This is a genomic window from Limnobaculum xujianqingii, assembly GCF_013394855.1.
Taxonomy (GTDB): Bacteria; Pseudomonadota; Gammaproteobacteria; order Enterobacterales; family Enterobacteriaceae; genus Limnobaculum; species Limnobaculum xujianqingii.
In genome coordinates, this window is sequence record NZ_JABMLK010000002.1 from 949,850 (window position 1) to 975,905 (window position 26,056).

Annotated in this window: 25 protein-coding genes; 16 read left to right on the top strand and 9 right to left on the bottom strand. The window is 45.4% G+C overall.

Features of this window, described 5'->3' with window-relative positions:
• Positions 1-285: 285 nt before the first annotated feature.
• The 3 genes from nagE (at position 286) to GOL65_RS18370 (ending at position 4,665) form a co-directional block, all read left to right on the top strand.
• Positions 286-2,232: a PTS N-acetyl glucosamine transporter subunit IIABC gene (gene nagE / locus GOL65_RS18360; protein ID WP_140918056.1), complete on the top strand. Its 1,947-nt coding sequence runs from the start codon at positions 286-288 to the stop codon at positions 2,230-2,232.
• A gap of 248 nt (positions 2,233-2,480) precedes the next feature.
• Entirely contained in the window at positions 2,481-4,148 is a 1,668-nt protein-coding gene (gene glnS, locus GOL65_RS18365; RefSeq protein WP_140918055.1) for a glutamine--tRNA ligase, read from the top strand.
• A gap of 100 nt (positions 4,149-4,248) precedes the next feature.
• Positions 4,249-4,665 (top strand): putative signal transducing protein, encoded by a 417-nt coding sequence (locus tag GOL65_RS18370; protein ID WP_218652056.1) that lies wholly within the window; start codon positions 4,249-4,251, stop codon positions 4,663-4,665.
• Between the two features lie 53 nt (positions 4,666-4,718).
• On the opposite strand, the gene fur is transcribed toward GOL65_RS18370, so the two are convergent.
• The 7 genes from fur to ybfF all read right to left on the bottom strand — a co-directional run bounded on the left by fur (position 4,719) and on the right by ybfF (position 11,285).
• Positions 4,719-5,165, bottom strand: a complete 447-nt coding sequence (gene fur, locus GOL65_RS18375) for a ferric iron uptake transcriptional regulator (RefSeq protein ID WP_140918054.1) — start codon at positions 5,163-5,165, stop codon at positions 4,719-4,721.
• Between the two features lie 180 nt (positions 5,166-5,345).
• The gene (locus GOL65_RS18380; RefSeq protein WP_140918053.1) at positions 5,346-6,395 is read right to left on the bottom strand and encodes a CobW family GTP-binding protein; all 1,050 of its coding nucleotides are present in this window, start codon (positions 6,393-6,395) and stop codon (positions 5,346-5,348) included.
• A 79-nt stretch (positions 6,396-6,474) separates the two neighbouring features.
• On the bottom strand, positions 6,475-6,669 hold the full coding sequence (locus tag GOL65_RS18385; protein WP_130591790.1) for a YbdD/YjiX family protein: 195 nt from the start codon (positions 6,667-6,669) through the stop codon (positions 6,475-6,477).
• Positions 6,670-6,762: 93 nt separating this feature from the next.
• Positions 6,763-8,829, bottom strand: a complete 2,067-nt coding sequence (locus GOL65_RS18390; RefSeq protein WP_140918052.1) for a carbon starvation CstA family protein — start codon at positions 8,827-8,829, stop codon at positions 6,763-6,765.
• A 592-nt stretch (positions 8,830-9,421) separates the two neighbouring features.
• Positions 9,422-9,937, bottom strand: coding sequence for a flavodoxin FldA (fldA, locus tag GOL65_RS18395; protein ID WP_140918051.1), 516 nt, complete (start codon positions 9,935-9,937; stop codon positions 9,422-9,424).
• 121 nt (positions 9,938-10,058) lie between these two features.
• Positions 10,059-10,349 carry a LexA regulated protein gene (gene ybfE, locus GOL65_RS18400; protein ID WP_108899768.1) on the bottom strand — a complete coding sequence of 97 codons (291 nt, stop codon included), beginning with the start codon at positions 10,347-10,349 and terminating at the stop codon, positions 10,059-10,061.
• Between the two features lie 186 nt (positions 10,350-10,535).
• Positions 10,536-11,285 carry an esterase gene (gene ybfF / locus GOL65_RS18405; RefSeq protein ID WP_140918050.1) on the bottom strand — a complete coding sequence of 250 codons (750 nt, stop codon included), beginning with the start codon at positions 11,283-11,285 and terminating at the stop codon, positions 10,536-10,538.
• A 96-nt stretch (positions 11,286-11,381) separates the two neighbouring features.
• Between ybfF and seqA the strand changes: the two genes are divergently transcribed.
• Together seqA and pgm are read left to right on the top strand one after the other, a co-directional pair.
• The gene (seqA, locus tag GOL65_RS18410) at positions 11,382-11,903 is read left to right on the top strand and encodes a replication initiation negative regulator SeqA (RefSeq protein WP_140918049.1); all 522 of its coding nucleotides are present in this window, start codon (positions 11,382-11,384) and stop codon (positions 11,901-11,903) included.
• A gap of 27 nt (positions 11,904-11,930) precedes the next feature.
• A complete protein-coding gene (pgm, locus tag GOL65_RS18415) occupies positions 11,931-13,574 on the top strand; it encodes a phosphoglucomutase (alpha-D-glucose-1,6-bisphosphate-dependent) (RefSeq protein WP_140918048.1) in 1,644 nt (547 codons plus the stop codon).
• 108 nt (positions 13,575-13,682) lie between these two features.
• Here pgm and GOL65_RS18420 read toward each other — a convergent pair whose 3' ends face one another.
• Complete coding sequence (locus GOL65_RS18420) at positions 13,683-14,111, bottom strand: EamA family transporter (RefSeq protein WP_140918047.1); 429 nt, start codon at positions 14,109-14,111, stop codon at positions 13,683-13,685.
• A 208-nt stretch (positions 14,112-14,319) separates the two neighbouring features.
• Here GOL65_RS18420 and GOL65_RS18425 point away from each other — a divergent pair, with 208 nt between their 5' ends.
• From GOL65_RS18425 to nei, 11 genes are all read left to right on the top strand, one after another.
• Complete coding sequence (locus tag GOL65_RS18425) at positions 14,320-14,487, top strand: hypothetical protein (RefSeq protein WP_179038489.1); 168 nt, start codon at positions 14,320-14,322, stop codon at positions 14,485-14,487.
• Between the two features lie 13 nt (positions 14,488-14,500).
• Positions 14,501-14,857, top strand: coding sequence for a hypothetical protein (locus tag GOL65_RS18430; protein ID WP_140918046.1), 357 nt, complete (start codon positions 14,501-14,503; stop codon positions 14,855-14,857).
• A 127-nt stretch (positions 14,858-14,984) separates the two neighbouring features.
• Positions 14,985-15,185 carry a DUF2517 family protein gene (locus tag GOL65_RS18435; protein WP_140918416.1) on the top strand — a complete coding sequence of 67 codons (201 nt, stop codon included), beginning with the start codon at positions 14,985-14,987 and terminating at the stop codon, positions 15,183-15,185.
• A 335-nt stretch (positions 15,186-15,520) separates the two neighbouring features.
• On the top strand, positions 15,521-16,150 hold the full coding sequence (locus GOL65_RS18440) for a response regulator transcription factor (protein ID WP_140918415.1): 630 nt from the start codon (positions 15,521-15,523) through the stop codon (positions 16,148-16,150).
• Entirely contained in the window at positions 16,151-17,704 is a 1,554-nt protein-coding gene (locus tag GOL65_RS18445) for an MASE1 domain-containing sensor histidine kinase (protein WP_456152044.1), read from the top strand.
• Between the two features lie 96 nt (positions 17,705-17,800).
• Complete coding sequence (uhpC, locus tag GOL65_RS18450; protein WP_140918045.1) at positions 17,801-19,120, top strand: MFS transporter family glucose-6-phosphate receptor UhpC; 1,320 nt, start codon at positions 17,801-17,803, stop codon at positions 19,118-19,120.
• Between the two features lie 63 nt (positions 19,121-19,183).
• Complete coding sequence (locus GOL65_RS18455; RefSeq protein ID WP_130591781.1) at positions 19,184-20,215, top strand: ABC transporter substrate-binding protein; 1,032 nt, start codon at positions 19,184-19,186, stop codon at positions 20,213-20,215.
• Between the two features lie 65 nt (positions 20,216-20,280).
• On the top strand, positions 20,281-22,359 hold the full coding sequence (locus GOL65_RS18460; protein ID WP_140918044.1) for an ABC transporter permease: 2,079 nt from the start codon (positions 20,281-20,283) through the stop codon (positions 22,357-22,359).
• Positions 22,360-22,381: 22 nt separating this feature from the next.
• The gene (gene fbpC / locus GOL65_RS18465; protein ID WP_407657513.1) at positions 22,382-23,440 is read left to right on the top strand and encodes a ferric ABC transporter ATP-binding protein; all 1,059 of its coding nucleotides are present in this window, start codon (positions 22,382-22,384) and stop codon (positions 23,438-23,440) included.
• A gap of 373 nt (positions 23,441-23,813) precedes the next feature.
• The gene (locus GOL65_RS18470) at positions 23,814-24,572 is read left to right on the top strand and encodes a Nif3-like dinuclear metal center hexameric protein (RefSeq protein WP_179038491.1); all 759 of its coding nucleotides are present in this window, start codon (positions 23,814-23,816) and stop codon (positions 24,570-24,572) included.
• Positions 24,573-24,642: 70 nt separating this feature from the next.
• A complete protein-coding gene (gene nei / locus GOL65_RS18475; protein WP_140918042.1) occupies positions 24,643-25,434 on the top strand; it encodes an endonuclease VIII in 792 nt (263 codons plus the stop codon).
• Positions 25,435-25,726: 292 nt separating this feature from the next.
• Here the strand turns inward: nei and GOL65_RS22085 are convergent, their stop codons facing one another.
• Positions 25,727-25,903, bottom strand: a complete 177-nt coding sequence (locus GOL65_RS22085) for a hypothetical protein (RefSeq protein ID WP_181377698.1) — start codon at positions 25,901-25,903, stop codon at positions 25,727-25,729.
• Between the last annotated feature and the right edge of the window lie 153 nt (positions 25,904-26,056).

Here is a 26,056-nt window from a genome sequence, read left to right on the forward strand (position 1 = left end):
GTTAATGCAACACGCCTCTGATACTCTGTGAAGCTGATATTTTATATGATAAAATAAGTTGCGGTGTATAGCTAGTATTGTCATCCCGATATTAATCTTTTTGGTGATAATTATCACAAATCTGGAGGTTTTAATTTGCGATGCGAAATATATTTTTTACACTATGAATTAGATTGTGCATGAGTTGTGTCTTGTCTATCGACGGTAGCAGAGTTGTACGGTAGGCGCCTTATTGTTGAGTATAAAAAATAAGTCCTTTCTTAAGGACATGCAGGGGGAAACAAGGTGAATATACTTGGATTTTTTCAACGACTAGGGCGATCGCTACAGCTACCGATCGCCGTATTACCCGTAGCGGCATTGATGTTGCGCTTCGGTCAACCCGATTTACTGAACCTGGCGTTTATGGCTCAGGCCGGTGCGGCAATCTTTGACAACCTGGCGCTGATTTTTGCTATCGGTGTGGCAGCAACCTGGTCTAAAGACAATGCGGGTTCTGCTGCATTAGCGGGTGCGGTTGGTTTCTTTATCTTAACTAAAGCAACGGTCACCATCGAAGCCACCATTAATATGGGCGTGTTAGCCGGTATTATTTCTGGTCTGGTTGGTGGTGCTGTTTATAACCGCTGGTGTGATATTAAATTACCAGACTTCCTGTCATTCTTCGGTGGTAAGCGTTTCGTTCCTATCGCAACAGGTTTCTTCTGTCTGATTCTGGCAGCTATCTTTGGTTATGTATGGCCTCCAATTCAGGCAGCAATCCATAGTGGTGGTCAGTGGATCGTTGAACAGGGCGCATTAGGTTCTGGTATCTTCGGTTTTGTTAACCGTCTGTTGATCCCAACAGGTCTGCATCAGGTTCTGAATACCATTGCATGGTTCCAGATTGGTGAATTCACTAACGCAGCAGGTCAAGTATTCCACGGCGATATCAACCGTTTCTATAATGGTGATGGCACTGCCGGGATGTTCATGTCAGGCTTCTTCCCAATCATGATGTTTGGTTTACCGGGTGCTGCATTGGCAATGTATTTTGCTGCAAAACCTGCGCGTCGTTCCGCGGTAGGTGGTCTGTTACTGTCAGTTGCGTTAACCGCATTCCTGACGGGTGTAACTGAACCACTTGAATTTATGTTCATGTTCCTGGCTCCGTTACTGTATTTAGTACACGCCATTTTGACTGGTATCAGCCTGTATGTTGCTACTGCTTTAGGTATCCACGCTGGCTTTACCTTCTCAGCAGGCGCAATCGACTATGCGTTAATGTTTAAACTACCTGCAGCCAGCAGCAACGTTTGGATGCTGTTAGTCATGGGTGTGGTAGCATTTGTTGTCTACTTCCTGCTGTTCTCTTTCATTATCCGCGCATTCAACCTGAAAACGCCGGGTCGTGAAGATGAAACTGAAGAAGAAGCAATGCCGGATAATAGCAATACCAGCGATGGTCTGGATGCTTTAGCCAGCAGCTATATCGGTATTATCGGTGGTAGCGATAACCTGACCGGTATCGATGCATGTATTACCCGTTTACGTTTAACGGTAAAAGATTCTGGTATTGTTGATAGTGCCGCCGCTAAGCGTTTAGGTGCAGCGGGTGTTGTTAAGTTAAACAAACAAAGTATTCAAATTATCGTTGGTGCTAAAGCGGAATCTATTGCTGACAGCATGCGTAAAGTGATTGCTTCAGGCGTTGCGCCAAAGTTTCAGACAGCAGCAACAGCAGCCCCTGTTCAGGCAGTAGCGAACAAACCCGCTGAAGTGAAAAAAGAAGCCTCAGTAAGCACACTGATTTCTCCAATCACTGGTGAGATCGTGGCACTGGAAGCAGTACCTGATGAAGCATTTGCCAGCAAAGCCGTTGGTGATGGTATTGCGGTTCGCCCAACCGGTAAAACTGTAGTTGCACCAGCAAATGGTACTCTGGTTAAGATTTTTGGTACTAACCATGCATTCTGTCTGGAAACTGAAAACGGTGCTGAAGTAGTGGTTCATATCGGTATCGATACGGTTAAACTGGATGGCAAAGGCTTCACGCGTTTGGCCGAAGAAGGTGCAACGGTGAAAGCGGGCGATCCGGTACTGGAGTTAGACCTGGATTATCTGTCAGCTAATGCCGCTTCTATCATCAGCCCGGTAGTTGTCAGCAACATTGATGACTTCTCTGGTATCACTGATGTAGCGACTGGTACTGTGGTTGCAGGACAGACTAAGCTGTTTGATATCAAAGGATAAGATTAGATTCTTGTCTGTAGATAGTTAAATCTTAAGCGGGAAGGTGAATAACCTTCCCGTTTTTTATTTGTATTGATTTTAATGTAAAATAATCCGCATTAATGCGGCATATAACCTCTTTAATTCAGCACCCTCTGTTCTGACGTCGGATTCATGCAACTAACAGTTGTGTCCTGCGTGCGGTTGTTAGAAGATAACAGGTTATACGTTGTGAACGCTTTTGCATTTTTGCATAGAGGAAAAAGTAAATGAGTGAGGCTGAAGTTCGCCCGACTAACTTTATTCGTCATATTATTGATGAAGATTTAGCATCAGGTAAACACACTACCGTAGTGACCCGTTTTCCACCTGAGCCAAACGGATATCTGCATATCGGTCACGCGAAGTCTATCTGCCTGAATTTCGGGATTGCACAGGACTACAAGGGTCTGTGCAACTTGCGTTTTGATGATACTAACCCGGTTAAAGAAGACATCGAGTATGTAGAATCAATTAAGCACGATGTTGAGTGGTTAGGTTTTCACTGGGATGGCGCGGTACGTTACTCATCTGATTACTTCGATCAACTGCATCAATACGCTGTTGAACTTATTAGTAAGGGGCTGGCTTATGTGGATGAGCTGTCTCCTGAAGAGATGCGCGAATATCGCGGTACTCTCACTCAGCCAGGAAAAAATAGTCCTTATCGCGATCGTAGCATTGAAGAAAACCTGGTTTTGTTTGAAAAGATGAAAAACAGTGAGTTTGCAGAAGGTAAGGCTTGTCTGCGTGCCAAAATCAATATGGCTTCCTCATTTATCGTAATGCGCGATCCGGTGTTATACCGTATTAAGTTTGCCGATCACCATCAGACTGGTGATAAGTGGTGCATCTACCCGATGTATGACTTTACCCACTGTATTTCCGATGCGCTGGAAGGGATAACCCATTCTCTGTGTACACTGGAATTCCAGGACAATCGCCGTCTGTACGACTGGGTTTTAGATAATATCACCATTCCATGTCATCCACGCCAGTATGAGTTCTCTCGTCTGAATTTAGAGTACGCGATTATGTCTAAGCGTAAGTTAAATTTACTGGTGACAGAGAAAGTTGTGGAAGGTTGGGACGACCCGCGTATGCCGACTATTTCTGGTCTGCGTCGCCGTGGATATAGCGCCGCTTCTATTCGTGAGTTTTGTCGCCGTATCGGTGTGACCAAGCAAGACAATAACGTGGAAATGGTAGCGTTAGAAACCTGTATTCGTGAAGATCTGAACGAAAATGCCCCAAGAGCGATGGCGGTTATCGATCCGGTTAAAGTGGTGATTGAGAATCTTCCACAAGGCCATGAAGAGATGCTGACGGTAGGCGCACACCCGAATAAACCAGAAATGGGAACCCGTGCCGTACCATTTAGCAGCGAGATCTATATTGACCGTGCTGATTTCCGTGAAGAAGCTAACAAACAGTATAAGCGCCTGGTGTTAGGTAAAGAAGTTCGCCTGCGCAATGCTTATGTTATTAAAGCTGAACGGGTAGAAAAAGACGACCAGGGCAATATCACGACTATTTATTGCCAGTATGATAGTGAAACGCTGGGTAAGGATCCGGCTGACGGGCGCAAAGTAAAAGGCGTTATTCATTGGGTATCTGCATCTCATGCATTACCGGCAGAATTTCGGTTATATGAATGCCTGTTTAACGTGCCTAACCCGGGAGCTGCTGAGGATTTCTTATCAACCATTAATCCTGAATCACTGAAAGTAGTGCACGGTTTTGTCGAACCAAGTCTGGCGCAGGCTAAACCTGAGTTCGCTTATCAGTTTGAGCGTGAAGGCTACTTTTGTGCAGACAGCCGCCACTCATCACCAGAGCATTTAGTGTTTAACCGGACCGTCGGTCTGCGTGATACCTGGGCTGCTCAGGTAAGCTAATTTTTAGCCTTGATTAAAAACGGTTAATATCAAAAAGCCTGTCAGAGAAATTTGACAGGCTTTTTAAACTCCAAATGGATATGTTTTATACGGAGATATTATGGGACAACTGGTTGTGGTTGCTCGCTACTCTTATCCCCTTGAAGCCCAAATAGCAAAAAGCAATCTGGAGTCAGCGGGAATTAGTGCTTATATAGCCGATGTACATACCATCAATACCAACTGGCTTTACTCTAATGCTTTAGGCGGCGTGAGGCTGATGGTTGACAGAGATAACGTGCAGGAAGCTGAAAAGATACTTGGTCAGGACTTTTCTCAGGCGGTGATTGAAGAGGCCGGGGAAGATGAAGCAGAGCGTTCACAGTGGTGCTGTGCTTATTGCGGTAGCAATAATGTAGTTCCTTTTACTAAAGGTAAGAGGCCGGCATTTGTGGTATTTATTTTGTTAGGATTTCCGTTGTTTAAGTATCAACACGGAATAAAGTGTAATGACTGTGGGGCATTTAGCCAAAAATAAAGCCAGCAATGATTAGTTGCTGGCATATTCAAACCTTAAGCTATGATAGTCGCTTATTTAGGGTCGTGTAGCGTTTCATCTTTACGGCAATCGCCAGAGCTACATTTTCCATACAGGTACAAGCTATGGTTGGTTAACTTAATATTGTATCTTTCTGAAATTTCACGCTGACGTTGTTCAATAAACTCATCGCTAAATTCAATTACGCGTCCACAATCCAAACAGATTAAGTGGTCGTGATGATGTTTTTGCGTCAATTCAAATACTGATTTACCGCCTTCAAAACTATGGCGGGTTACAATACCTGCGTCATCAAATTGGTTTAGCACGCGATATACGGTAGCCAGTCCAATTTCTTCGCCCATATCAATCAGTCTTTTATATAAATCTTCCGCGCTAACGTGATGGTTATCAGGCTCCTGAAGTATTTCCAGAATTTTAAGCCGTGGGAGCGTAACTTTCAGTCCAGCCTTCTTCAGTGCGATATTATTATCAGTCATGCAGATGTGTTCCTAAATTCGGGGCGCCATGAATCGCTAGCGAATGATTAACATAATTATAATATACCATTATAGAGCCAGACATATGAAATGAAAACCTTAGGGAGTCAGTTCAAATTCGATAGAATCGATAGGCAGAATCATAATTCTGGCGATATTCAACCGTTATCCGATATGTTATTAGTTAACGGCATTTGAAACAGCCGTGGCTAAAAATTCATTTCTTAATGTCTCAACCGGTAAATTACGCCCAATAATAACTAATAGCGTCTTACGGGATTCTTCCGCAGTCCATTCGGTTCCATAATCGAAACCAACAACTTTATGAACACCTTGTACAATCAGGCGACGAGGTTCACCCTCGATTGCCAGAATACCTTTATAGCGTAGCATGTCATTGCCATATTTTTCGATGGCAGTTTCCATAAATGCGCCAATCAGCTTGATATCAACCTCTCCGGTTTCAAAAACTTGGGAAGTAATATCATCATTCCATGAACGGGCAAGGGGTTTGGATGTTTGATTTAAAGGGCGGAAGTTTGTTGGCGCCTGAGAAGGTGCAGTGGAAGCAACAAAAGTTCCATTAAGATCAAAAGAGTCATCCATATTAAATGCCTGAATGCCAATCCATGCAGCTTTCTCCAGCTTGCCGTGCCGGGCCTCACACACCAGAGCCTTGGCGTTAATGTTACGTAAACGCTCTAACAACAGTGTTTTTGCATCGCTATCGATGCGATCTAATTTGGTTAAAATAAGTCTGTCAGCAAAACCAACTTGAGAAACCGCAACCCGATGTTCAGTGAGCTGTTTCTGAGCATGTTCACTGTCGACTAAAGTAATAATGGCGTCTAACTGCAAACGCTCACGTAAAATATCATCAACAAAGAAAGTTTGTATCACTGGAGCCGGGTCGGCTAATCCAGTGGTTTCTAGCAGCAACCGATCAAAATTAAGCTGACCCGCATCCCGCTGCTCCAAAAGGTTCTTTAAGGCTTCAGTCAGTTCTCCGCGAACGCTACAACACACGCAGCCATTGGTTAATTCAATAACCTCAATACCGCTGTGCTGTCCCAATAGTCCACCATCTACGCCAACAGCGCCAAATTCATTTTCAATGATAGCGATCCGTTCACCGGGATAGTTTTCTAACAAATGGTTAATCAGAGTAGTTTTGCCTGAGCCGAGAAAGCCGGTTAATACTGTCACCGGTAACTGAAGTGGGGTGGTCATAACATGTTGCCTTTTTTACTTTAACCATACGCATTATTGCGTTGGTAAAATATCTGGTGTGTCACAAAAAAATTAATGCCTAGCAGCAAGAGCCATTACCGCTGCCGTAGCGAGCCTGCTGACGCTCACGAAAGAATTCTTCATAAGTCATCGCTTCCTGATCCGGATGAGTGATGCGCATATGCTGAACATAGTTATCATAGTCAGGGACGCCAACCATCAAACGAGCCGCCTGACCAAGATAGCGACCGACTTTTGCTAAATCTTCAAACATAAGTGACTTCCCTTAATCAGGATGGCAGTAACAAGCGATTCAATAACCCGATACTGCCATCTTTTTACTATTAATGTCTATCTAACAACAGGATTACTTAACCGTTGCCGATGCAGGCATAGGCTCATAAGGAACCTCGTTCGCTGTTGGTGCCGGATTAGAACGTGCTTTAAACGCAGTACGTAAACCAAACACCACCACACTGATCATGACTAACATAAACAGTATAGTCAGACCTGCGTCCAGCTGGTTGTTAAATATCAGTGCGCTCATTTGATCCAGAGACTTAGCCGGAGCCAAAATCTGTCCCTGATCCAGTGAGGCTTGGTACTTCTTAGCCAGAGCCAGGAAGCCAACGCGTGGGTTATCATCAAACACTTTTTGCCAGCCGGCAGTCAGAGTACAAACCAGCAGGAAGATGGTTGGTACAACAGCAACCCAGGCGTATCTTTCGCGCTTCATTTTGAACAGCACAACCGCACACAGGGTAAGTGCAATGGCTGCCAGCATTTGGTTAGCAATACCAAACAGAGGCCATAGGGTATTGATACCACCCAATGGGTCAACCACGCCTTGGTACAGGAAGTAACCCCATGCAGCCACACATAAGCCCGTTGCTGTGATGTTGGCAACAAAAGAGTCGGTACGCTTCATGGATGGAACAAAAGTGCCCATTAAGTCTTGCAGCATAAAACGACCAGCACGGGTACCGGCGTCAACCGCAGTCAGAATGAACAGTGCTTCAAACAGGATGGCAAAGTGATACCAGAAAGCCATCATGGTTGGGCCAGTCAACTGACTCAGAATGTGTGCCATACCTACCGCCAGAGTAGGGGCACCACCTGCACGCGATACGATAGTGGTTTCACCAACGTCTTTTGCGTATTGAACCAGAACTTCCGGTGTTACGGTAAAGCCCCATGAGCTGACAACACTGGCTGCTGATTCAACAGTTGGCCCAAGAATAGCCAGAGGGCTGTTCATCGCGAAGTACACGCCCGGGTCGATAACCGATGCAGCGATTAATGCCATGATGGCAACGAATGATTCCATTAACATGCCGCCGTAACCGATAAAGCGAGCGTGGGTTTCATTCTCCAGCATCTTAGGCGTAGTACCGGAAGAGATCAGCGCGTGGAAACCAGAAATCGCACCACAGGCAATGGTAATAAACAGGAACGGGAACAGATCGCCAGCCCAAACCGGACCAGTACCATCAATAAACTGAGTAGTTGCTGGCATTTCCAGGCTAGGGGCTATGATGACAATACCGATAGCCAGACCAACAATGGTACCAATTTTCAGGAAGGTCGACAGGTAGTCACGTGGAGCCAGCAATAACCATACCGGAAGAACAGAGGCGATACCGCCATAAATGATCAGAGCCCAGGTAAGTTGTACACCATCCAGAGTGAAGATAGGTGCCAGAGTTTCACTCTTAGCCACTTCTCCGCCATAGATAATCGCCAGCATCAGTAAAATGAAACCAATAACTGAGATTTCACCGATTTTTCCCGGACGGATATAGCGAGTATAAACTCCCATAAACAGCGCAATAGGAATGGTTACGCCAACCGTGAAGGCACCCCATGGGCTGTTAATCAGTGCTTTAACTACGATTAATGCCAACACCGCCAGGATGATGATCATAATCATAAAGGCACCAAACAGGGCAATAATACCCGGTACAGTACCTAACTCACCTTTCACCAGATCGCCTAAAGAGCGGCCATCACGGCGAGTAGAAACAAACAGAACCATAAAGTCCTGAACGGCACCGGCGAGAACCACCCCCGCCAGAATCCAGATCATACCCGGCAGGTAACCCATTTGTGCAGCCAGTACCGGGCCAACTAAGGGACCTGCACCAGCGATAGCAGCGAAGTGGTGACCATAAAGCACATATTTGTTAGTAGGAACATAATCCAGACCATCATTATGACGATAGGCTGGCGTCATTCGGGTTGAATCAAGCTGAAGAACTTTATTTGCTATAAACTTGCTGTAATAACGATAGGCAATCAAATATACCGATACGGCAACGACAACGATCCAAAGCGCATTAACTTTTTCACCATTGTTTAAAGCAATGATAGCGAGCCCACAGGCGCCAAGAATAGCGACAGCGAACCATATAATATAGGACGCCATGCTGCGCATAAGCGTTCCTCCTCATTTATTAGAAGATAAATTATTAAATAGGGAATTATTATCGGGCACCCTAAAACAGACATTTATATGATGAATCAATAAAGTCGATATGGGCATTGCGATTAGACAATGCAGGGCTCTATTTTAAATAATATGTCGTATCAGTTTATCCCCTCTATTTATTATGGTTATGCGTCGTATATAACGTTAATTAGTTATATTCAGTATTTGCCGTATGAGCTATTTCTAATTTTATTAATAAGTTAGATGTATGTAATGGTGTGTAATATCTGTGTCATAAAATATTTTTTTGTATCTGATGACAACTAGCCTAATTATAGTAATGAGTTTGTGAATTTTTCCAATGAGTTTAACAAATTGACTTTGCACTCGATCACAGGTTGATGAAATTTTTATTTTAATATGTGATTTATATCCACATTAATTTTATGGGGACAATTTTATTAGATTATTAGGGAGTTAAAAGTATGGCGGGACATAATAACCACCAGTACAGTTCTGGTGGTTATTATGTATTTGATTATTTAGTATTGTGTATTACTTATTTTATTAAGTAATACAAATTTGGTGGGATATAGAATTAAGCGAGATTCATTTCAGCAGAGATTTGTTTAACCCAGGCAGAAACACGCTCAGCGGTTAACTCTGGCTGGCGATCTTCATCGATAGCTAACCCAATAAAATGTTTATCATCCGCTAAGCCTTTAGAGGCTTCAAAATGATAACCTGCAGTTGGCCAGTTACCAACAATGGTTGCGCCATGAGGTTCAATAATATCGCGAACGGTACCCATTGCATCACAGAAATACTCTGCATAGTCTTCCTGATCGCCACAGCCGAAAATAGCGACAAGTTTACCTTCGAAATCGATCTCTTCCAGAGTAGGGAAGAAGTCATCCCAGTCACACTGGGCTTCGCCATAATACCAGGTTGGAATTCCCAGCAGCAGCGTATCAAAACGCTCAATATCTTCTTTACTGCTTTTCGCAATGTCGTGAATTTCTGCAACTTCTTTACCAAGCTGCTTTTGAATCATTTTGGCAATGTTTTCAGTATTGCCAGTGTCGCTACCAAAGAAAATACCTACGGTTGCCATAACGAGTTACACCTTTAATAAATATTAATACGTCGTATTCAATAATATACCATTGTTGATGCTGGTTGGCATCGTTAATCTGTGCTGCATGGCACAAGGGCCTGACAGTAGAACACTGATTTTATGACGGTCTGGTACGCTGCTTTTTATTCTCATTTAATAACAGGATTTCTATTAATTCACTGCGATTGATTCCCTGACGGTCAGCGAGCTGATCCAGAACATCCACCGCATCCTGCGACAATTTCAATTCCACGCGCTTCAACCCACGAACCCTGTCACGTCGTAGCTGATTGCGTTTGTTGATGCGCAATTGTTGATCGCGGGATAACATGCTGGTTTTAGGACGACCCGGACGGCGTTCATCAGCGAAAAGATCCAGCGTGGTACGATCTAATTGTTCTTTTGCCATAAAATCAGAATACGAAACCAGATAAAAATAAGTTTAATCATTCAGTTTAGGTGACAGCGGTTGTTACAGCAAAACTCACATCCTGCAATGTCACGTAGCCGCGGATGATAACGCAGTAAAATCGGTCAGCCAATGGTTAAGCTTGCTAATTCAGCAAATAATTAACTTTCTAATCATCGGGTATCATCACACCTGCAAAAATTTACGCACAATTCGGATAACGTGTTGTGGCTTTTCTGCATGAACCCAGTGACTGCTCCCTGCTACAACATAGGCGCGGGCAGAAGGAAACTGACGTGCAATCGCCTGACGATAGCTGTCCTGAATATAAGGAGAAAGCTCTCCCCGGATAAAAATCATTGGATGTTCCCAGGCAGGAACCTCATGCCAGCCAATAATTTCAGCATAACGTTGCTGTAATACGGGAACATTAAATCGCCATTCACCCTGATGAAACGATTTAAGTAAAAACTGAATCACTCCTTCGTGCAGGCCCTGACCCCGCATAATTTCTGCCGCTTCTGTTCGCTGCTTAACGCCTGATTGTGTGACGGCATTCAATGCAGCAAAAACATCATCATGGTGATTTTCCTGATAGGCGACAGGGGCGATATCAATAACAACTAACTGAGAAATACGTTCTGGCGCGATTTCAGTTAGCTTCATTGCGACTTTTCCCCCCATGGAGTGACCGATCAGAATAACTTGTTGCAGATTGAGTTCATTGAGTAAAGCCAGCACATCTTCAGCCATTGCCCGATAATTCATTTCATCGCTACGGGGCGATAGGCCATGATTACGCAGATCAATTTGTAGGGTTTGGTAATCTTGCTGAAGATCGCGCGCCAACACACCAAGATTATCCAGACTGCCAAACAGGCCGTGAATCAGCACAATAGTTTGACCATTTCCCTGAAGGCGATAGTTTAATTTCATAACAATGTCACATATTGGGTTGCTTTGCGTTAGAGTATCACGAGATGAACTTGTATAATTCCCCATGAATAACTAGCAAAGAATTATAGGACAAAGATGAAAACTATCGAAGTTGATGAAGAGCTTTATCGTTATATTGCCAGCCACACGTTGCATATTGGCGAAAGCGCTTCTGAAATTTTACGTCGGATGCTTAATTTATCTCCGACAGTGGCCGCTTCGAAACAGGAAGCAGAAGTAGTCATCCCGGTAGCGGTAACTACACAGGCCGATCGTATTCACGATGTTCAAGCATTACTTGATTCCGGAGAATTGATTTCTCAGAAAAAAGCCGTGGATCGTTTTTTACTGATATTGTCTACGCTATACCGTGTTGATCGAGCCAGTTTTGCTGACGCGACAGAGTTATTGCATGGCCGCACCCGGGTCTATTTCTCTCATTCGCAGCAAACACTGTTAAAAAACGGCAAGCATACTAAGCCAAAAAGTATACCGGATACGCCATATTGGGTGATTACTAACACCAATACTGAACGTAAGCGCAGTATGGTTGAACAGATTATGTTATCAATGCAGTTTTCGGCTGAGTTGACAGCCGCTATCTGCCTAACTATTTAATTTCTACTGAACTTCAGGGAGAGTGTGATGGGTAACCATTCAAGAGCCGGGCAATTAGCCCGTCAAAGCGATCTGATTAATGTTCCGCAGCTGGTTTCTGAATATTATGTTTTACAGCCTGACAGTGATAATCCTGCACACTCGGTAAAGTTTGGTACTTCCGGACATCGTGGTAGCGCTTGCCGTCAGAGCTTTAATGAAGCGCATATTTTAGCCATTGCTCAGGCAATCGCGGAGAATCGTGCAGCTAATGGTATTACCGGACCGTGCTATGTTGGTAAAGATACCCACGGTTTATCTGAACCCGCTTTTGTTTCAGTACTGGAGGTATTAACTGCCAACGGTATTGATGTGATCGTACAAGAAAATAATGGTTTTACGCCAACTCCAGCTATTTCTCATGCCATTCTTTGTTATAACCGCACAGGAAAAGCACAGGCTGACGGTATTGTTATTACGCCATCACATAACCCTCCTGAAGATGGTGGCATCAAATATAACCCACCGAATGGTGGCCCGGCAGATACAAATCTTACCCAATGGATTGAAAACCGGGCTAACGATTTGTTGAAAAATGGTTTGCAGGGTATTAAGCGTCAAACCCTGGTTGCTGCGAATAAAAGCGGTCATATTCATGCTCAGGATTTGATTCAACCTTATGTTGAACAATTAGTACATGTTGTCGATATGCCAGCCATTCAGAATGCCGGACTGGCCATTGGTGTTGACCCTCTGGGTGGCGCTGGCATTGAATATTGGCAGCGTATTGCTGATGTGTACAAACTGAATCTGAAGCTGGTTAATGACGCGGTAGATCCTTCTTTCCGTTTTATGCATCTTGATCACGATGGTGTGATTAGAATGGATTGCTCATCAGAGTATGCAATGGCAGGGCTGCTGGCATTGCGGGATAAGTTTGATTTAGCTTTTGCTAACGACCCTGACTACGACCGCCACGGTATTGTGACCCCTAAAGGATTAATGAATCCTAACCATTATCTGGCAGTCGCTATAAATTATCTGTATCAGCACCGTCCGCAATGGAGCAAAGATATGGGTGTTGGTAAAACACTGGTTTCCAGTGCGATGATCGACCGGGTTGTTGCCAGTATCGATCGTAAGTTGGTTGAAGTGCCTGTTGGTTTCAAGTGGTTTGTTGATGGATTATTCGACGGTACCTTGGGCTTTGGCGGTGAAGAGAGTGCTGGTGCTTCTTTCCTGCGTTTTGACGGTAAGCCATGGTCCACGGACAAAGATGGCATCATTATGTGCCTGTTAGCGGCTGAAATCACCGCAGTAACCGGTAAGAATCCACAGGACCATTACGAGCAATTGGCTCAGCGTTTTGGTGCACCAAGCTATAACCGCATTCAGGCTCCGGCAACTCATGCTCAGAAAGCTATTCTTTCCCGTTTGTCTCCGGAAATGGTTACTGCTGATACTCTGGCGGGTGACAAGATTACAGCTCGTCTGACAAAAGCACCGGGCAATGGCGCTTCAATTGGCGGACTGAAAATCATGACCGATAATGGCTGGTTTGCTGCTCGCCCTTCAGGAACTGAAGAAGCCTACAAAATTTATTGTGAAAGCTTCCTCGGCAAAGAGCATCGCGAGAAGATTGAGCGTGAAGCAGTAGACATTGTCAGTGCAGTTTTGGCGAAAGCCGAATAATAATGATTTAGCCTGACAGGCTGATTGAGAAAGGGCGTGGTAAGTAATTACCACGCTTTTTATTTGCCTGACAACCAGATAATACGAAAGGGATTAATATTGAAATGCCTACCCTAAAGCAACCAGCAGGGCACCCACAGATATCAGCCCAATACCGATACCGGTAAATAATGTGACTTTTTCACCAAACAGGATCACCGCCAGAATAACGGCAAATACCACACTGAGTTTATCTATAGGAGCAACCTGAGAAACAGTACCATTCTTAATGGCCATAAAATAGAACAGCCATGACAGAGCCCCCGCTACGCCACTAAGAACAATAAAGAATAGTGCTTTGCGATCGGCCATAATTTCGCCAATCATCTCCAGTTTTCCCTGAACTACCACGACACCAACCAGAAATAGCGCCATAACGATGGAGCGAATGGCGGTTGCCGTATTGGCATCCAGATGTTGTAAACCGATTTTGCCAAAAATCGCTACCAGTGCAGCGGTGATGGCCGAGAGCAGTGCGTAGATTAGCCAGGTACTCATTATTAATCCTTCAATATCATATGGAACATGCGCAGATAGTTAAGTGATATTACGACTAATTCTCAATAACACACAAGTTTCTGAATAATAAAACCAAGGTTGATTAGCATTATCTGAATGCATTACGCAATTTTGTTAGCTGTCGCTGGTGAAGCTGAAATTAGCTGATTATGTTACTCGTACAAGTAATTTATATCAGGAGATCGTTATGGAAAAGCGGCAGGAAATAGATCAGCAAGAGCGGTTTATTCAACATCATTTTTATCAGAACTTACACCATTCAGCGCTACAGGCTGCCCTGAAAGGGATGGATGACATTAGTTCTTCCAGAGTCGTATTACAGAAAAAATTGAGAGGGCGGATTAGTAAGCGATAACAGGAGCACCGCCATGTCTCAAGGATACCAATTACATTTCACCCATCAATTTATTGATATGCTGACCGAGGCCGTCAATCAATCCACTATTAGCGTTCACTGGATACAGAAGTCTGTATTACCTGATATTGCACGATATCCATGTCAGGGGCGTCTGTTTCTTAATCGTGTGGCAACCAACAGCGATAATCAGCGGCTGAGATGGCAGCTGGCAAGGCGTTTTAATTGCAATGAGTTGAGAGAATGGAGTGAAAACGGCTGGTTGATTATCTATCTGAATAAATTACCACAGGTTTATTTTTTGGCATTAATTTCGTTATCAGCAACGGGGAGTAATAAGATGGAAGAGATCTGGCAGATAGCTAATTAATATTTCATTTAACTGATCGGACCAGTTGAAAGTGTAGTTATTATGACGTAATATAAATCACAGTTAATCGGTGATTTTTCACCACGGGTCAATTGCTGTTACTAAATAAGGGGAGGGGCAAGTAATGATGTATCAGAGGTATCCACTCTACCGTATTTTATTACGTCGCACTGGTGTCGTGTTGCTAACCATTATCACACTGCCATTTATGACATTTAGTCGTGATAAGAGTCGTTATTATAGCTATTTGCATCGAGTGTGGAGTAAAACCAGCACCAAACCTGTTTGGTTGTCCCTGGCTGAAAAGGCACCTAAAGATTTTTATTAACTAGATGTCGTGATTTCCTCATAATGACAAAATGCCCTGATATTTTATCAGGGCATTTTTGTATCTGTCGTTTAACTATTTCGTGTTGTTACTAATCCGGTATTTTCCGGGTAAAACATACATTCATTGAGGCTGAGAAAACAAAATTTTCAGGTGGCCGGTGGAGATAAAAGCCTAAATAAAACGCATTCAAATCGGGTGACTCGTTTCACCATTGGATAAAGTGCGGTGACAACAATAAAATTATTCACCATCTTAACAGTTTTGATTTTCAGGGTTTGCTATCGTGGAGAATAATGAACATTATCTCCCTATTTCACACAGACCATGCAGATATGATTAATATTGCTCTGATTGATGACCATATTGTGGTGCGTTCCGGATTTGCACAACTGCTCTCACTGGAAGAGGACATTCGCATCGTCGGTGAATACAATTCCGCCGCACAGGCATGGCCTCATTTGTTGAAAGATGGGTGTGATATTGCCATTCTGGATATCTCAATGCCGGATGAAAGTGGTTTGAGTTTATTACGGCGTATTCGCCAGGCTCGTCCCGGTTTTCGCGCGATTTTTCTCAGTATTTATGATACCAACGCTTTCGTGAAAAATGCGGTAGATGCCGGGGCATCCGGCTATCTGACTAAACGCTGTGGGCCTGAAGAGCTGGTGAGAGCTATACGTGCTGTGCATGGTGGAGGCTTTTATCTTTGTGCTGACGCACTACAGGCATTACGCCAGACGGCTACCATTCCCAAAGAGCTGCAAATGTTAACGCCACGGGAAAAAGAAATTTTTGATCTGCTGATTGTTGGCTTAAGTGCGAAAGATATCGGGGAGAAATTATCGCTGAGCCATAAAACGGTCCACGTGCATCGGGCTAACGTGCTGGCAAAGCTGGAGTGCGACAGTATCATTGAGCTGGTTCATTTCGCCCTTGAACATCAGTTATTGGCAGAAAAGTAGATGGTATCGCGGCTGGAAGCGCTTCACTCTACCGGGTTAAACCTGTTCGTGATGCTTAGTTTCACGCTGGGTTGGGTTGCTCTGTGGGGGATAAGTTTTTATCTGAATGCGGATGCTCAACTGGCGGTATTGATGTTCCCTCAGGCATGGACATTGACGCTGCTGATTTTGATCTCCAGACGATATTGTCCAGTGGTGATGTTGTCAGCCTGTCTGATTATCGGCTGGTTGCAGTACGAAAAATTGCTGGGTACCAATGTATTACTGGCTTCCCCCTGTTTGTCTCTGATTGTTGCGCTGATTGCCCGTCGTTTCTGGCACTATTTTACCCTTTACTGGCAAAAACTACTTATGCTGCTGGCGGCAGTCATGGGTAGCACTATTTTGCATGCGGTGTGCCTGGTTCACTGGCTGGATGTTTCATTGTCTGAAATGCTACTGACTACTTTTACCGGTGGTGTATTGCTGACGCCGTTTATCTATTTGCTGTATGAATATCTGAAACAACAGAATTTACAAACCTTGCTACCCACAGAACATATTACGCCACCATTGCGTACTTCCTTACTGATTTGGTGTTCGCTGTTTTTTGCCATTGGTATCAGCATTCAACTGATGTTAACGCCAGAAATTGAACGATTACTGCTGATCTTTATCTTTTTGCCTAACGTATTTATGGCCTATCGCTTTGGCTGGCAGGGTGGGGTTCTGGCTACTCTGTTAGGTAGTGTATTGTTAATTGCCACTCGCCATGCCAGCGGTTCTGAATACAATCCCATGGAGCTAAAGCTGTTTCTGTCTATTCAGGCATTACTGAGTCTGGGACTAGGTATTGCCGTCAGCCGTCAGCAACAATTGGTAGAGCGCCTGGAACGTTATCGTAATCAGTTGGAACGAGAGTTGGATACCCGTCGGCAACTGACAGAACGGCTGGTGCATACGGAAGAACAAGTACGTAAAGACATCGCCCGGGAACTTCATGATGAGATCGGGCAAAACATTACCGCGATTCAGATTCAGGCCGCTATCGTCAACAAAACGACGGATTCACCAGTTTCCCTGCAGTCAGTGCAAAAAATTACTCATCTGTCTCAACGTATTCATCAGGCGACCCGACAGCTCTTACATCAGCTTCGACCACCTGTACTGGATGAGATGTCATTGAAAGATGCGTTGACCCATTTGGCTCAGGAATTCTCCTTCGCCGAACGCGGTATTGAGTTTGAACTGAATTATCAGTTAAACGATCGGCAACTCAGTGACACAGTCGTGTTTACCTTCTATCGTCTGGTACAGGAACTGTTGAATAACATTAATAAACATGCACAGGCCAAAACCATTCAGGTATCGCTTCAACCGGGGGAGAATCAAATGATGACCCTGATAGTTAAAGATGATGGTATTGGTATGCCTGAACAAACCGGCGGTGGCTTTGGTTTGCGCGGTATCGAAGAGCGAGTAAGGGCGTTGGGCGGTTACTGGTTGCTCTCTCGTCAGGAAGGAACTTGCATAACTGTTAACCTCCCCACAAATTCGATAATTAAAGACCTTTAATTAGGAATTTTTCCTAGCTGTTTAAACCCTTGTCTCATTCATTTTCTACTGCGTTTACCTACACTTCAAACTAATCAAGGGGCATCGAGGCTCACTATGTCACTGACTGATGCACAGATAGAACAGCGTTACCGCTACTGGCGACCCCGGCTGATGATGTCGATGATTATTGGTTATGCTGCGTTTTATATGACGCGCAAAAGTGCCAACTTTGCTATGCCGGTGATGCAACTGGAGCTGGGTTTGACCAAGGACGATATTGGTCTGATGGGAACTCTGTTTTATCTGGCCTACGGTATCTCCAAATTTGTTTGTGGCATGTTGAATGATAGCCGCAATATGCGCTGGTTTATGGGGGCAGGATTAGTCATAACCGGGATATTAAATATCCTGTTTGCCTTCAGTTATTCATTACCGGCACTGTTACTGATTTGGACGCTTAATGGTTTTTTTCAGGCCTGGGGATGGCCGCCCTGTGCGAAATTGTTGACCCGTTGGTACTCCCGTAAAGAACGGGGATTCTGGTGGGGGTGCTGGAATATGTCCATCAATTTAGGTGGTGCAGCAGTACCGCTGCTTTGCGGTTGGTTAGCGATGGATTATGGCTGGCAGGCCGCTCTGTTAGTGCCGGGATGTATTGGTATTGTGCTGGGCCTTTGGCTCTGTCAGCAACTATATGAAAGCCCCCAACAGCAAGGGTTACCTTCCGTAGGGCAATGGTTTCATGACCCGCTGGAAATCCGACAGGAGCAGTCCAGCCCACCGGCACCGATTTTAGTGATTTTTCGGCGGGCTATATTGTTTAACCCGACTATCTGGTTACTGGGCGTTTCATACATATTGGTTTATCTGGTACGGATTGCATTAAACGACTGGGGCAATATTTGGCTGGCAGAGAGCCATGGTATTGGATTACTGAATGCCAATATGACGCTCTCTCTGTTTGAACTGGGAGGTCTTGCCGGAGCACTGTTTGCCGGATGGGGTTCGGACTTACTGTTTCGGGGTCAGAGAGCGCCAATGATCTTACTGTTCAGCATTGGCCTGTTTACCACCATGACTTGCCTGTGGTTGTCACCGATTCACCATTATGGGCTGCTGGCAATTGGCTTTTTCGGCGTAGGATTTTTTGTTTTTGGTCCACAAATGTTAATTGGTCTGGCGGCGACGGAATACACCCATAAAGATGCTGCCGGAACCGTAACCGGCTTTTTAGGCATTTTTGCCTATGTGGGGGCAGCACTGGCCGGGTGGCCGCTGGCTCAGGTATTACATTTTTATAGCTGGTCAGGATTTTTCACCCTGTTGACGTTAGCCACGGCGTTAATAGGTATGTTACTGATGCCTTTGCTGATGCTGGGTGTGGCGAAGAATGATTTTAATGTTTCGGCATCTCGCACTACCGAAACACCTTAGTAAACCAAAATGACAAGTTGTATGGCTATTTCGTCATCTGAAAACAACACAAGGATCTACATAATGAAAAAAAGTACCCTGTCTGTTCTTATTGCAACTGGTCTGGCCGTAGCGACTCTGGCTACTGGCGCTATGGCTAAAGGTCGTCTGGTGATTTATTGCAGCGCCATGAACTCTATGTGTGAAGAAGAGGCCAAGGCGTTTGGCGAAAAATACGATGTCAAAACCTCTTTTATTCGTAATGGTTCCGGCAGTACGCTGGCAAAAATCGAAGCAGAAAAGAAAAACCCACAGGCAGACGTTTGGTATGGTGGTACGCTGGATCCTCATTCACAAGCGGGTGAAATGGATCTGTTACAGCCGTATAAGTCACCCAATCTGGCACAGCTGATGCCGCAATTTCAGGACCCGGCTACCCGTAAAGGCAACTACTCCTCAGCAATTTACATTGGTATTCTCGGCTATGGCGTAAATACCGATCGCCTGAAAGAGAAAAACCTGCCGGAGCCGAAATGTTGGAGCGATCTGACCAATCCTGCTTATAAAGGCGAGATTCAAATTGCCGATCCGCAAAGCTCAGGTACCGCTTATACCGCACTGGCAACATTCACTCAGTTATGGGGTGAGGATAAAGCTTTTGACTACCTGAAACAGCTAAATACCAACATTTCACAGTACACCAAGTCTGGTATTGCTCCGGCTCGTAATGCTGCGCGCGGCGAAGCCACCATTGGTATTGGTTTCCTCCATGACTATGCGCTGGAAATCGAGAAGGGTGCACCAATTAAGCTGGTAGCCCCTTGCGAAGGTACCGGCTATGAAATTGGTGGTGTCAGTATTCTTAAAAATGCCCGTAATCTGGAAAATGCCAAACTGTTCGTTGACTGGTCTCTGTCAAAAGAAGCTCAGGAACTGTCATGGAAAAAAGGACAGTCTTACCAGATCCTGACCAACCTGACGGCGGACCCTGCTCCAAACTCACTGAAATTGAGCGAACTGAACCTCATCAAGTACGACATGGATAAGTATGGTGCTTCAGATATGCGTAAAACGCTGATCTCGAAGTGGCTGAATGAAGTGAAAATGGGGCAATAAACCTCATCACGTCTCAATGGCTGTAGCAGTGGCTACAGCCTTTTCACCGCTACTGAGGTCGCGTTATGTCACAATCGCTAACTCTGCACGCTCGTCGTGTATGGGATCCCGTATTCTATTGGTTGCTGTTAATAGTCGCTTCTTTTGCACTATTTCCGGCTTACACTCTGGATTATGGCCTGTTTGAGTCAACATCCGACGAACTGTTGGTCAGCTATGCCTGGCACAGTGGCGGAGTTGGCTGGCTGTGGTTTTTACCACCATTGCTATTGTTTATTCGTCCAATTTCACCATTGTCTCAGGAACATCGCGGTCGTCATCTGTTTGATGCGGGTTATGCACTGTTCTGCGTTCTGCTAACAATTGCGACTTCCTGGTGGACACAGCAAGGTTTAGGCTGGGCTACCGTGCCACTGTTTTTTGCACTGGGTGCCATCATCACTTTAGCCTGTGTACGTATGGAATGGATGGGCGGGGATCGCTTTGTGATGGGCTCACTGGTAGCTATCGTAGCCCTGATTACCGTATTTATTCTGTTTCCGAGCATCGCCATTTTTGTTCCGATGTTCAAAGATGATAGTGGTGCTTTTGCGCCGTTAAACTTCATTCAATTACTGACTCAGTCCCATACGGTAGAAGTGATTATCAACTCTATCGGGCTGGCTGCCGCCGTTGGTGCGGGTTGTACCTTCTTTGGTTTGGTATGCGCAATTTATACTACGCGTATTGCTAAACGCTCTGCTTTTGTCAGTCGTATCTTCTCTATTTTGCCTATTGTTACCCCTCCATTTGTGGTCGGGCTGGGGGTTACCCTGATGATGGGCCGCTCCGGCTATGTTACCAACTGGATGGTGACTTATATGGGGTTGGAAAATACTAACTGGTTGTATGGTTTTACAGGGATCTGGATTGCTCAGGTGCTGGCGTTTACCCCGATGTCATTTATGATTCTGGATGGTGCCATAAAGACCATTCATCCATCGTTAGAAGAAGCGTCTTACACCCTGCGTGCTAATCGTTATCAAACCTTCTATCGGGTCTTTTTACCATTGCTGAAACCCGCACTGGCAAACTCGTTTCTGATCGTTATTGTGCAGTCACTGGCAGACTTTAGTAACCCATTAGTTCTGGGGGGTAACTTCGACGTACTGGCTACCCAGATCTACTTCTATATTACCGGGGCTCAGCTGGATTATCCGGCGGCCAGTACTCTTGGTGCTATCTTACTACTGTTCTCCCTGTTTGTTTTCTGCATCCAATACATGTGGATTGGTAAGCGTTCTTACGTCACCATTTCCGGTAAGTTCTCACGCGGTGATGTACAGCCGCTGCCGCCAACGCTGCAGTGGGGGATCTCTCTGACGTTATACCTGTGGATTGCCTTTAACGTTCTGCTGTACGGCAGCATCTTCTACGGCAGTTTCACCGTTAACTGGGGTGTGGACTATACGCTGACGCTGGAAAACTTCGTTAAGCTGTTTGGGCAAGGCTTTAGTGATGGAGCATGGCCTTCATTAATTGATACCCTGATTTTTGCCGGTATTGCCGCGCCGATTACCGCCTTCTTTGGTTTGCTGATCGCCTATATTGTGGTACGCCAGCAGTTCCACGGTAAGAAGACCATCGAGTTTATTACCATGTTGTGTTTTGCCGTACCGGGAACCGTTGCGGGTGTTTCTTATATTCTGGCCTTTAACAGTGCGCCAGTTTATCTGACTGGAACGGCAGTGATTGTGGTTATCTCAATGGTGATGCGTAACGTTCCGGTTGGTATCCGCGCGGGTATTGCCGGGTTGGGACAGTTAGATAAATCACTGGATGAAGCATCTCTTAGCCTGAGGGCAGGATCGCTGCGGACCATTATCTATATTCTGTTGCCACTGTTGCGCCCGGCAATTCTGTCAGCACTGATATACAGCTTTGTGCGCGCCATGACGACCGTTAGCGCCATTATTTTCCTGGTTACGCCGGATACCCGGGTAGCAACCTCCTACATTCTTAACCGTGTAGAGGATGGAGAGTATGGGATCGCAATTGCCTATGGTTCTATTTTGATTGTGGTTATGTTGGCTATCATTCTGATATTTGACTATCTGGTTGGTGAAGCTCGCATTGCACGTTCGAAAGCCAAGAACGCCGATTAATCACGGAATGGATACATTGAATATGACCAATCAACCGTCTAAAACAAACTTTGTAGAACTGAAGAACATCAATAAAAGCTTCGGTAAGAACACCGTGATTGATGAACTGAACCTGTCAATTCCTCAGGGAAATCTGGTGACGCTGCTCGGGCCTTCCGGCTGTGGTAAAACCACCATTCTTCGTCTGGTGGCCGGGCTGGAAAAGCCAACTTCAGGGCAGATCTTTATCGATGGTGAAGATGTGACCGACAGAGCCATTCAACAGCGGGATATTTGTATGGTGTTCCAGTCCTATGCGCTGTTTCCTCACTTATCCCTGGGGGACAATATTGGCTATGGCCTGAAAATGCTGCGTTTACCCGCGGATGAAATTCGTCAGCGGGTTAAAGAAGCGCTGACCCTGGTGGATTTGGAAGGATTTGAAGATCGCTTTGTTGACCAGATATCGGGTGGTCAGCAGCAGCGAGTCGCCTTAGCCAGAGCGCTGATCCTGAAACCGAAAGTGCTGCTATTTGATGAACCGTTAAGTAACCTCGATGCTAACCTGCGTCGCAGTATGCGGGATAAGATTCGGGAACTTCAGCAACAGTTCAATATTACTTCTTTGTATGTAACTCACGACCAGAGCGAGGCCTTTGCTGTGTCGGATACTGTGCTGGTCATGAATAAAGGTAAGATCATGCAGCTTGGTGAGCCAAAACAGCTTTATCGCCAACCGGCTTCACGCTTTATGGCTAACTTTATGGGCGACGCTAATATCTTCCCGGCAATCCTGATGGCCGATGGTGTCGATGTGTTTGGTTATGTAGTACCAAAACCAAAAGAGTTTGGGCAGGCCACGGGAAATTACACCGTAGGTGTCAGGCCGGAAGCTATTGCGCTGGTACGTGAAGGACAAGACAGCCAAAAGTGCCAGGTAGTGAGCGTTGCCTACATGGGACCTCAATATGAGGTTACGGTTAACTGGCACGGGCAAACATTATTGTTACAGGTAAACGCAACTCAACTTGAACCCTCTGCCGTGGACCATTACTATCTGCATATTCATCCTCACGGTATGTTTATCTTACCGGAGGAGTGATTTTTCAATACAAATTATTCAGGCCCCTAAGGGCCTGAATAATTTGAGACTGCTGACAAACCTAATAAATCAGCACCTCCGAATATTCCGACCGTAAAAACAAAGTGCTTATATCTGCCCCGATAACGGTCGGTAAATCGCCAGTACTTAGCTATGGAACGCGCCAGGCCTGGCCGGGTTAGGGGCGCTTCGTTGGCTTACGCCAAGTCGACCCCAACACCCGTCCCTCCTGTCGATTAACTATCTTAAGGTGAAAAATTTGAACTGCCAGACTGTGTCTGCGGATTAAAATGGTTAAAAAACAGATATACTTTGGAAAATCATGCAGGGCTACTGTTGCCGGTAAATTTATTTTTGCTTTAAAGAGGTCATCATGCTGAACAGAGAATTAGAACGGTTGCTGAACGATGAGTTGAAAGTCAGACAGTTCCGCGATTATGCCCCGAATGGATTGCAAGTAGAAGGGCGCGCTCAGGTTAAACGCATTGTGACTGGAGTGACTGCCTGTCAGGCATTATTGGATGCTGCTGTTGAGCTTAAAGCTGATACGGTATTAGTTCATCATGGTTATTTCTGGAAAAACGATGAACCCGTGATTACCGGTATGATGCATAAACGTTTGAAGACGTTGTTGAATCACGATATTAACCTGTTTGGTTATCATCTTCCGCTGGATGGGCATCCAACACTGGGGAATAACGCACTGTTGGGTGACATATTAGGTTTTCATCACACCAGTTCGTTAGATCCTCTGAGCCCTGACTGTTTAATCTGGCAATCTACGCTGGATACTCCCTTGACCGGCAGTGCTTTGGCTGAACGAATTGCTCATCGTTTAGGTCGGGAACCGCTTCACTGTGGCGATAATGCACCGACTGAAATTCGTCGGGTAGCCTGGTGTACCGGCGGCGCTCAGGATTATATTAAACAGGCAGCTGAAAACGGGTTTGATGCCTTTATTACCGGAGAGGTTTCTGAACGTACTATCCATATTGCCAGAGAGATGGGTATTCATTTCTATTCTGCCGGTCATCATGCAACAGAGCGTTATGGCATTAAAGCGCTTGGAGAGTGGTTGGCAGAACATCACCAGTTTGATGTGACCTTCATTGATATCGATAATCCGGTTTAATGCATATCGGTTATGACCTAACGATGCTCTGCACTATTTATGCAGGGCATCTTTGTTTTGAGGAGTGGATATGCCGGAAGGACCTGAAATTCGTCGGGCAGCAGACAAATTGGTGGATGCAGTGGAAGGTAAAGTACTGACCTCCGCCTGGTTTGCTTTTCCTGAACTGAAAGAATTTGAAGTACAGTTGCCAGGGCAAACGGTAACTTCAATCGAAACCAGAGGCAAAGCATTACTCACTCACTTTTCTTCAGGTTTGTGCATGTATAGCCATAATCAGCTGTATGGCATATGGAAAGTCGTGGAACCGGGCAAACGGCCTGAAACTAAACGTGACTTACGGGTAGCACTGGAAACGGCTGATAAAGCCATTTTGCTTTACAGCGCCTCGGATATTGAGCTGGGGCCGCTTGAAACTATTCTTCAGCATCCATTTTTACAGCGCATTGGTCCCGATGTACTGGATATGACGCTAACTGAAGCAAACATTCGTGCCCGACTGTTGGACAAAGCATTCCGTCGCAGACAACTGGGTGGCATGTTATTAGATCAGGCTTTTCTTGCCGGATTAGGTAACTATCTGCGTGCAGAAATTCTATGGGCAGCGGAATTGCTCCCCCATCATAAACCAGAATTGCTAACCGAGTTGCAACTGGATAAGCTGGCGCACGCTTTGATTTCTATTCCACGGCTTTCTTATCAAACACGGGGTGAGGTGAATCCTGACCATCATCATGGTGCGTTGTTTGCGTTTCATGTGTTTGCCAGAGAAGGGAAGACGTGTGAGAGATGCGGAGCGGTGATTCAAAAGACGGCGCTGTCGTCGCGGCCGTTTTATTATTGTGGTGGGTGTCAGGAGTAATTGGGTTATACCCGAAGAGCTATTTATGTAGCCAGGTGTAACCATAGATGTGGTAGGTAGAACCGGATAGGGTATTGAGAAAGTTTCGTCCGCTAATGGTGTCGAGTTTGGCTTTATTATCGTGCGGCGGCCGAGCAAGAGGCGTTAAGGCGAACGCCTCCTGCACCTCCGCGCCTTCGCACCCGAATCCAGGTCGCTACGCGACTTCCTTCCTCTTTCGTTCGGGCTTACGCACCGGCGCAGAGCCGCTCCCGGCGTCGCTGCGCCTCGACCAGCATCCTTGCTGGTCGTGCTACCCTCTCTCAGTCGTCAGCTGAATTCCAGTGCTCTTAAAGGTCCAAAGGAACAGGTCAAAAGATTGTTTAGTATTCAGGGTGTTGCCCTGAATATTTTTGTCTTTGTCTTTGTCTTTTAGCCAAAGCCCATCGGAGGGAGAGGCCGCCGTTGGGGTCGACTTGGCGTAAGCCAACGAAGTGCCCCTAGGGGGACTAGGCCCGACGCACTTTACAGCTAAGTACAGATGGTTTCCCGGCCGAGCACAATGTAAATAAGAGCAGATTGCTATTACGGCCGGAATATCCTCAGAACTAAATCTATATATTTCCCCAATCCCAATCCCAAA

What these genes read in the sequence shown, in the direction of transcription:
- glnS (WP_140918055.1), top strand. Translation starts at nt 2,481, where the DNA reads ATGAGTGAGGCTGAAGTTCGCCCGACTAACTTTATTCGTCATATTATT.
- GOL65_RS18370 (WP_218652056.1), top strand. Translation starts at nt 4,249, where the DNA reads ATGGGACAACTGGTTGTGGTTGCTCGCTACTCTTATCCCCTTGAAGCC.
- fur (WP_140918054.1), bottom strand. Translation starts at nt 5,165, where the DNA reads ATGACTGATAATAATATCGCACTGAAGAAGGCTGGACTGAAAGTTACG.
- GOL65_RS18380 (WP_140918053.1), bottom strand. Translation starts at nt 6,395, where the DNA reads ATGACCACCCCACTTCAGTTACCGGTGACAGTATTAACCGGCTTTCTC.
- GOL65_RS18385 (WP_130591790.1), bottom strand. Translation starts at nt 6,669, where the DNA reads ATGTTTGAAGATTTAGCAAAAGTCGGTCGCTATCTTGGTCAGGCGGCT.
- GOL65_RS18390 (WP_140918052.1), bottom strand. Translation starts at nt 8,829, where the DNA reads ATGCGCAGCATGGCGTCCTATATTATATGGTTCGCTGTCGCTATTCTT.
- fldA (WP_140918051.1), bottom strand. Translation starts at nt 9,937, where the DNA reads ATGGCAACCGTAGGTATTTTCTTTGGTAGCGACACTGGCAATACTGAA.
- ybfE (WP_108899768.1), bottom strand. Translation starts at nt 10,349, where the DNA reads ATGGCAAAAGAACAATTAGATCGTACCACGCTGGATCTTTTCGCTGAT.
- ybfF (WP_140918050.1), bottom strand. Translation starts at nt 11,285, where the DNA reads ATGAAATTAAACTATCGCCTTCAGGGAAATGGTCAAACTATTGTGCTG.
- seqA (WP_140918049.1), top strand. Translation starts at nt 11,382, where the DNA reads ATGAAAACTATCGAAGTTGATGAAGAGCTTTATCGTTATATTGCCAGC.
- pgm (WP_140918048.1), top strand. Translation starts at nt 11,931, where the DNA reads ATGGGTAACCATTCAAGAGCCGGGCAATTAGCCCGTCAAAGCGATCTG.
- GOL65_RS18420 (WP_140918047.1), bottom strand. Translation starts at nt 14,111, where the DNA reads ATGAGTACCTGGCTAATCTACGCACTGCTCTCGGCCATCACCGCTGCA.
- GOL65_RS18425 (WP_179038489.1), top strand. Translation starts at nt 14,320, where the DNA reads ATGGAAAAGCGGCAGGAAATAGATCAGCAAGAGCGGTTTATTCAACAT.
- GOL65_RS18430 (WP_140918046.1), top strand. Translation starts at nt 14,501, where the DNA reads ATGTCTCAAGGATACCAATTACATTTCACCCATCAATTTATTGATATG.
- GOL65_RS18435 (WP_140918416.1), top strand. Translation starts at nt 14,985, where the DNA reads ATGTATCAGAGGTATCCACTCTACCGTATTTTATTACGTCGCACTGGT.
- GOL65_RS18440 (WP_140918415.1), top strand. Translation starts at nt 15,521, where the DNA reads ATGATTAATATTGCTCTGATTGATGACCATATTGTGGTGCGTTCCGGA.
- GOL65_RS18445 (WP_456152044.1), top strand. Translation starts at nt 16,151, where the DNA reads ATGGTATCGCGGCTGGAAGCGCTTCACTCTACCGGGTTAAACCTGTTC.
- uhpC (WP_140918045.1), top strand. Translation starts at nt 17,801, where the DNA reads ATGTCACTGACTGATGCACAGATAGAACAGCGTTACCGCTACTGGCGA.
- GOL65_RS18455 (WP_130591781.1), top strand. Translation starts at nt 19,184, where the DNA reads ATGAAAAAAAGTACCCTGTCTGTTCTTATTGCAACTGGTCTGGCCGTA.
- GOL65_RS18460 (WP_140918044.1), top strand. Translation starts at nt 20,281, where the DNA reads ATGTCACAATCGCTAACTCTGCACGCTCGTCGTGTATGGGATCCCGTA.
- fbpC (WP_407657513.1), top strand. Translation starts at nt 22,382, where the DNA reads ATGACCAATCAACCGTCTAAAACAAACTTTGTAGAACTGAAGAACATC.
- GOL65_RS18470 (WP_179038491.1), top strand. Translation starts at nt 23,814, where the DNA reads ATGCTGAACAGAGAATTAGAACGGTTGCTGAACGATGAGTTGAAAGTC.
- nei (WP_140918042.1), top strand. Translation starts at nt 24,643, where the DNA reads ATGCCGGAAGGACCTGAAATTCGTCGGGCAGCAGACAAATTGGTGGAT.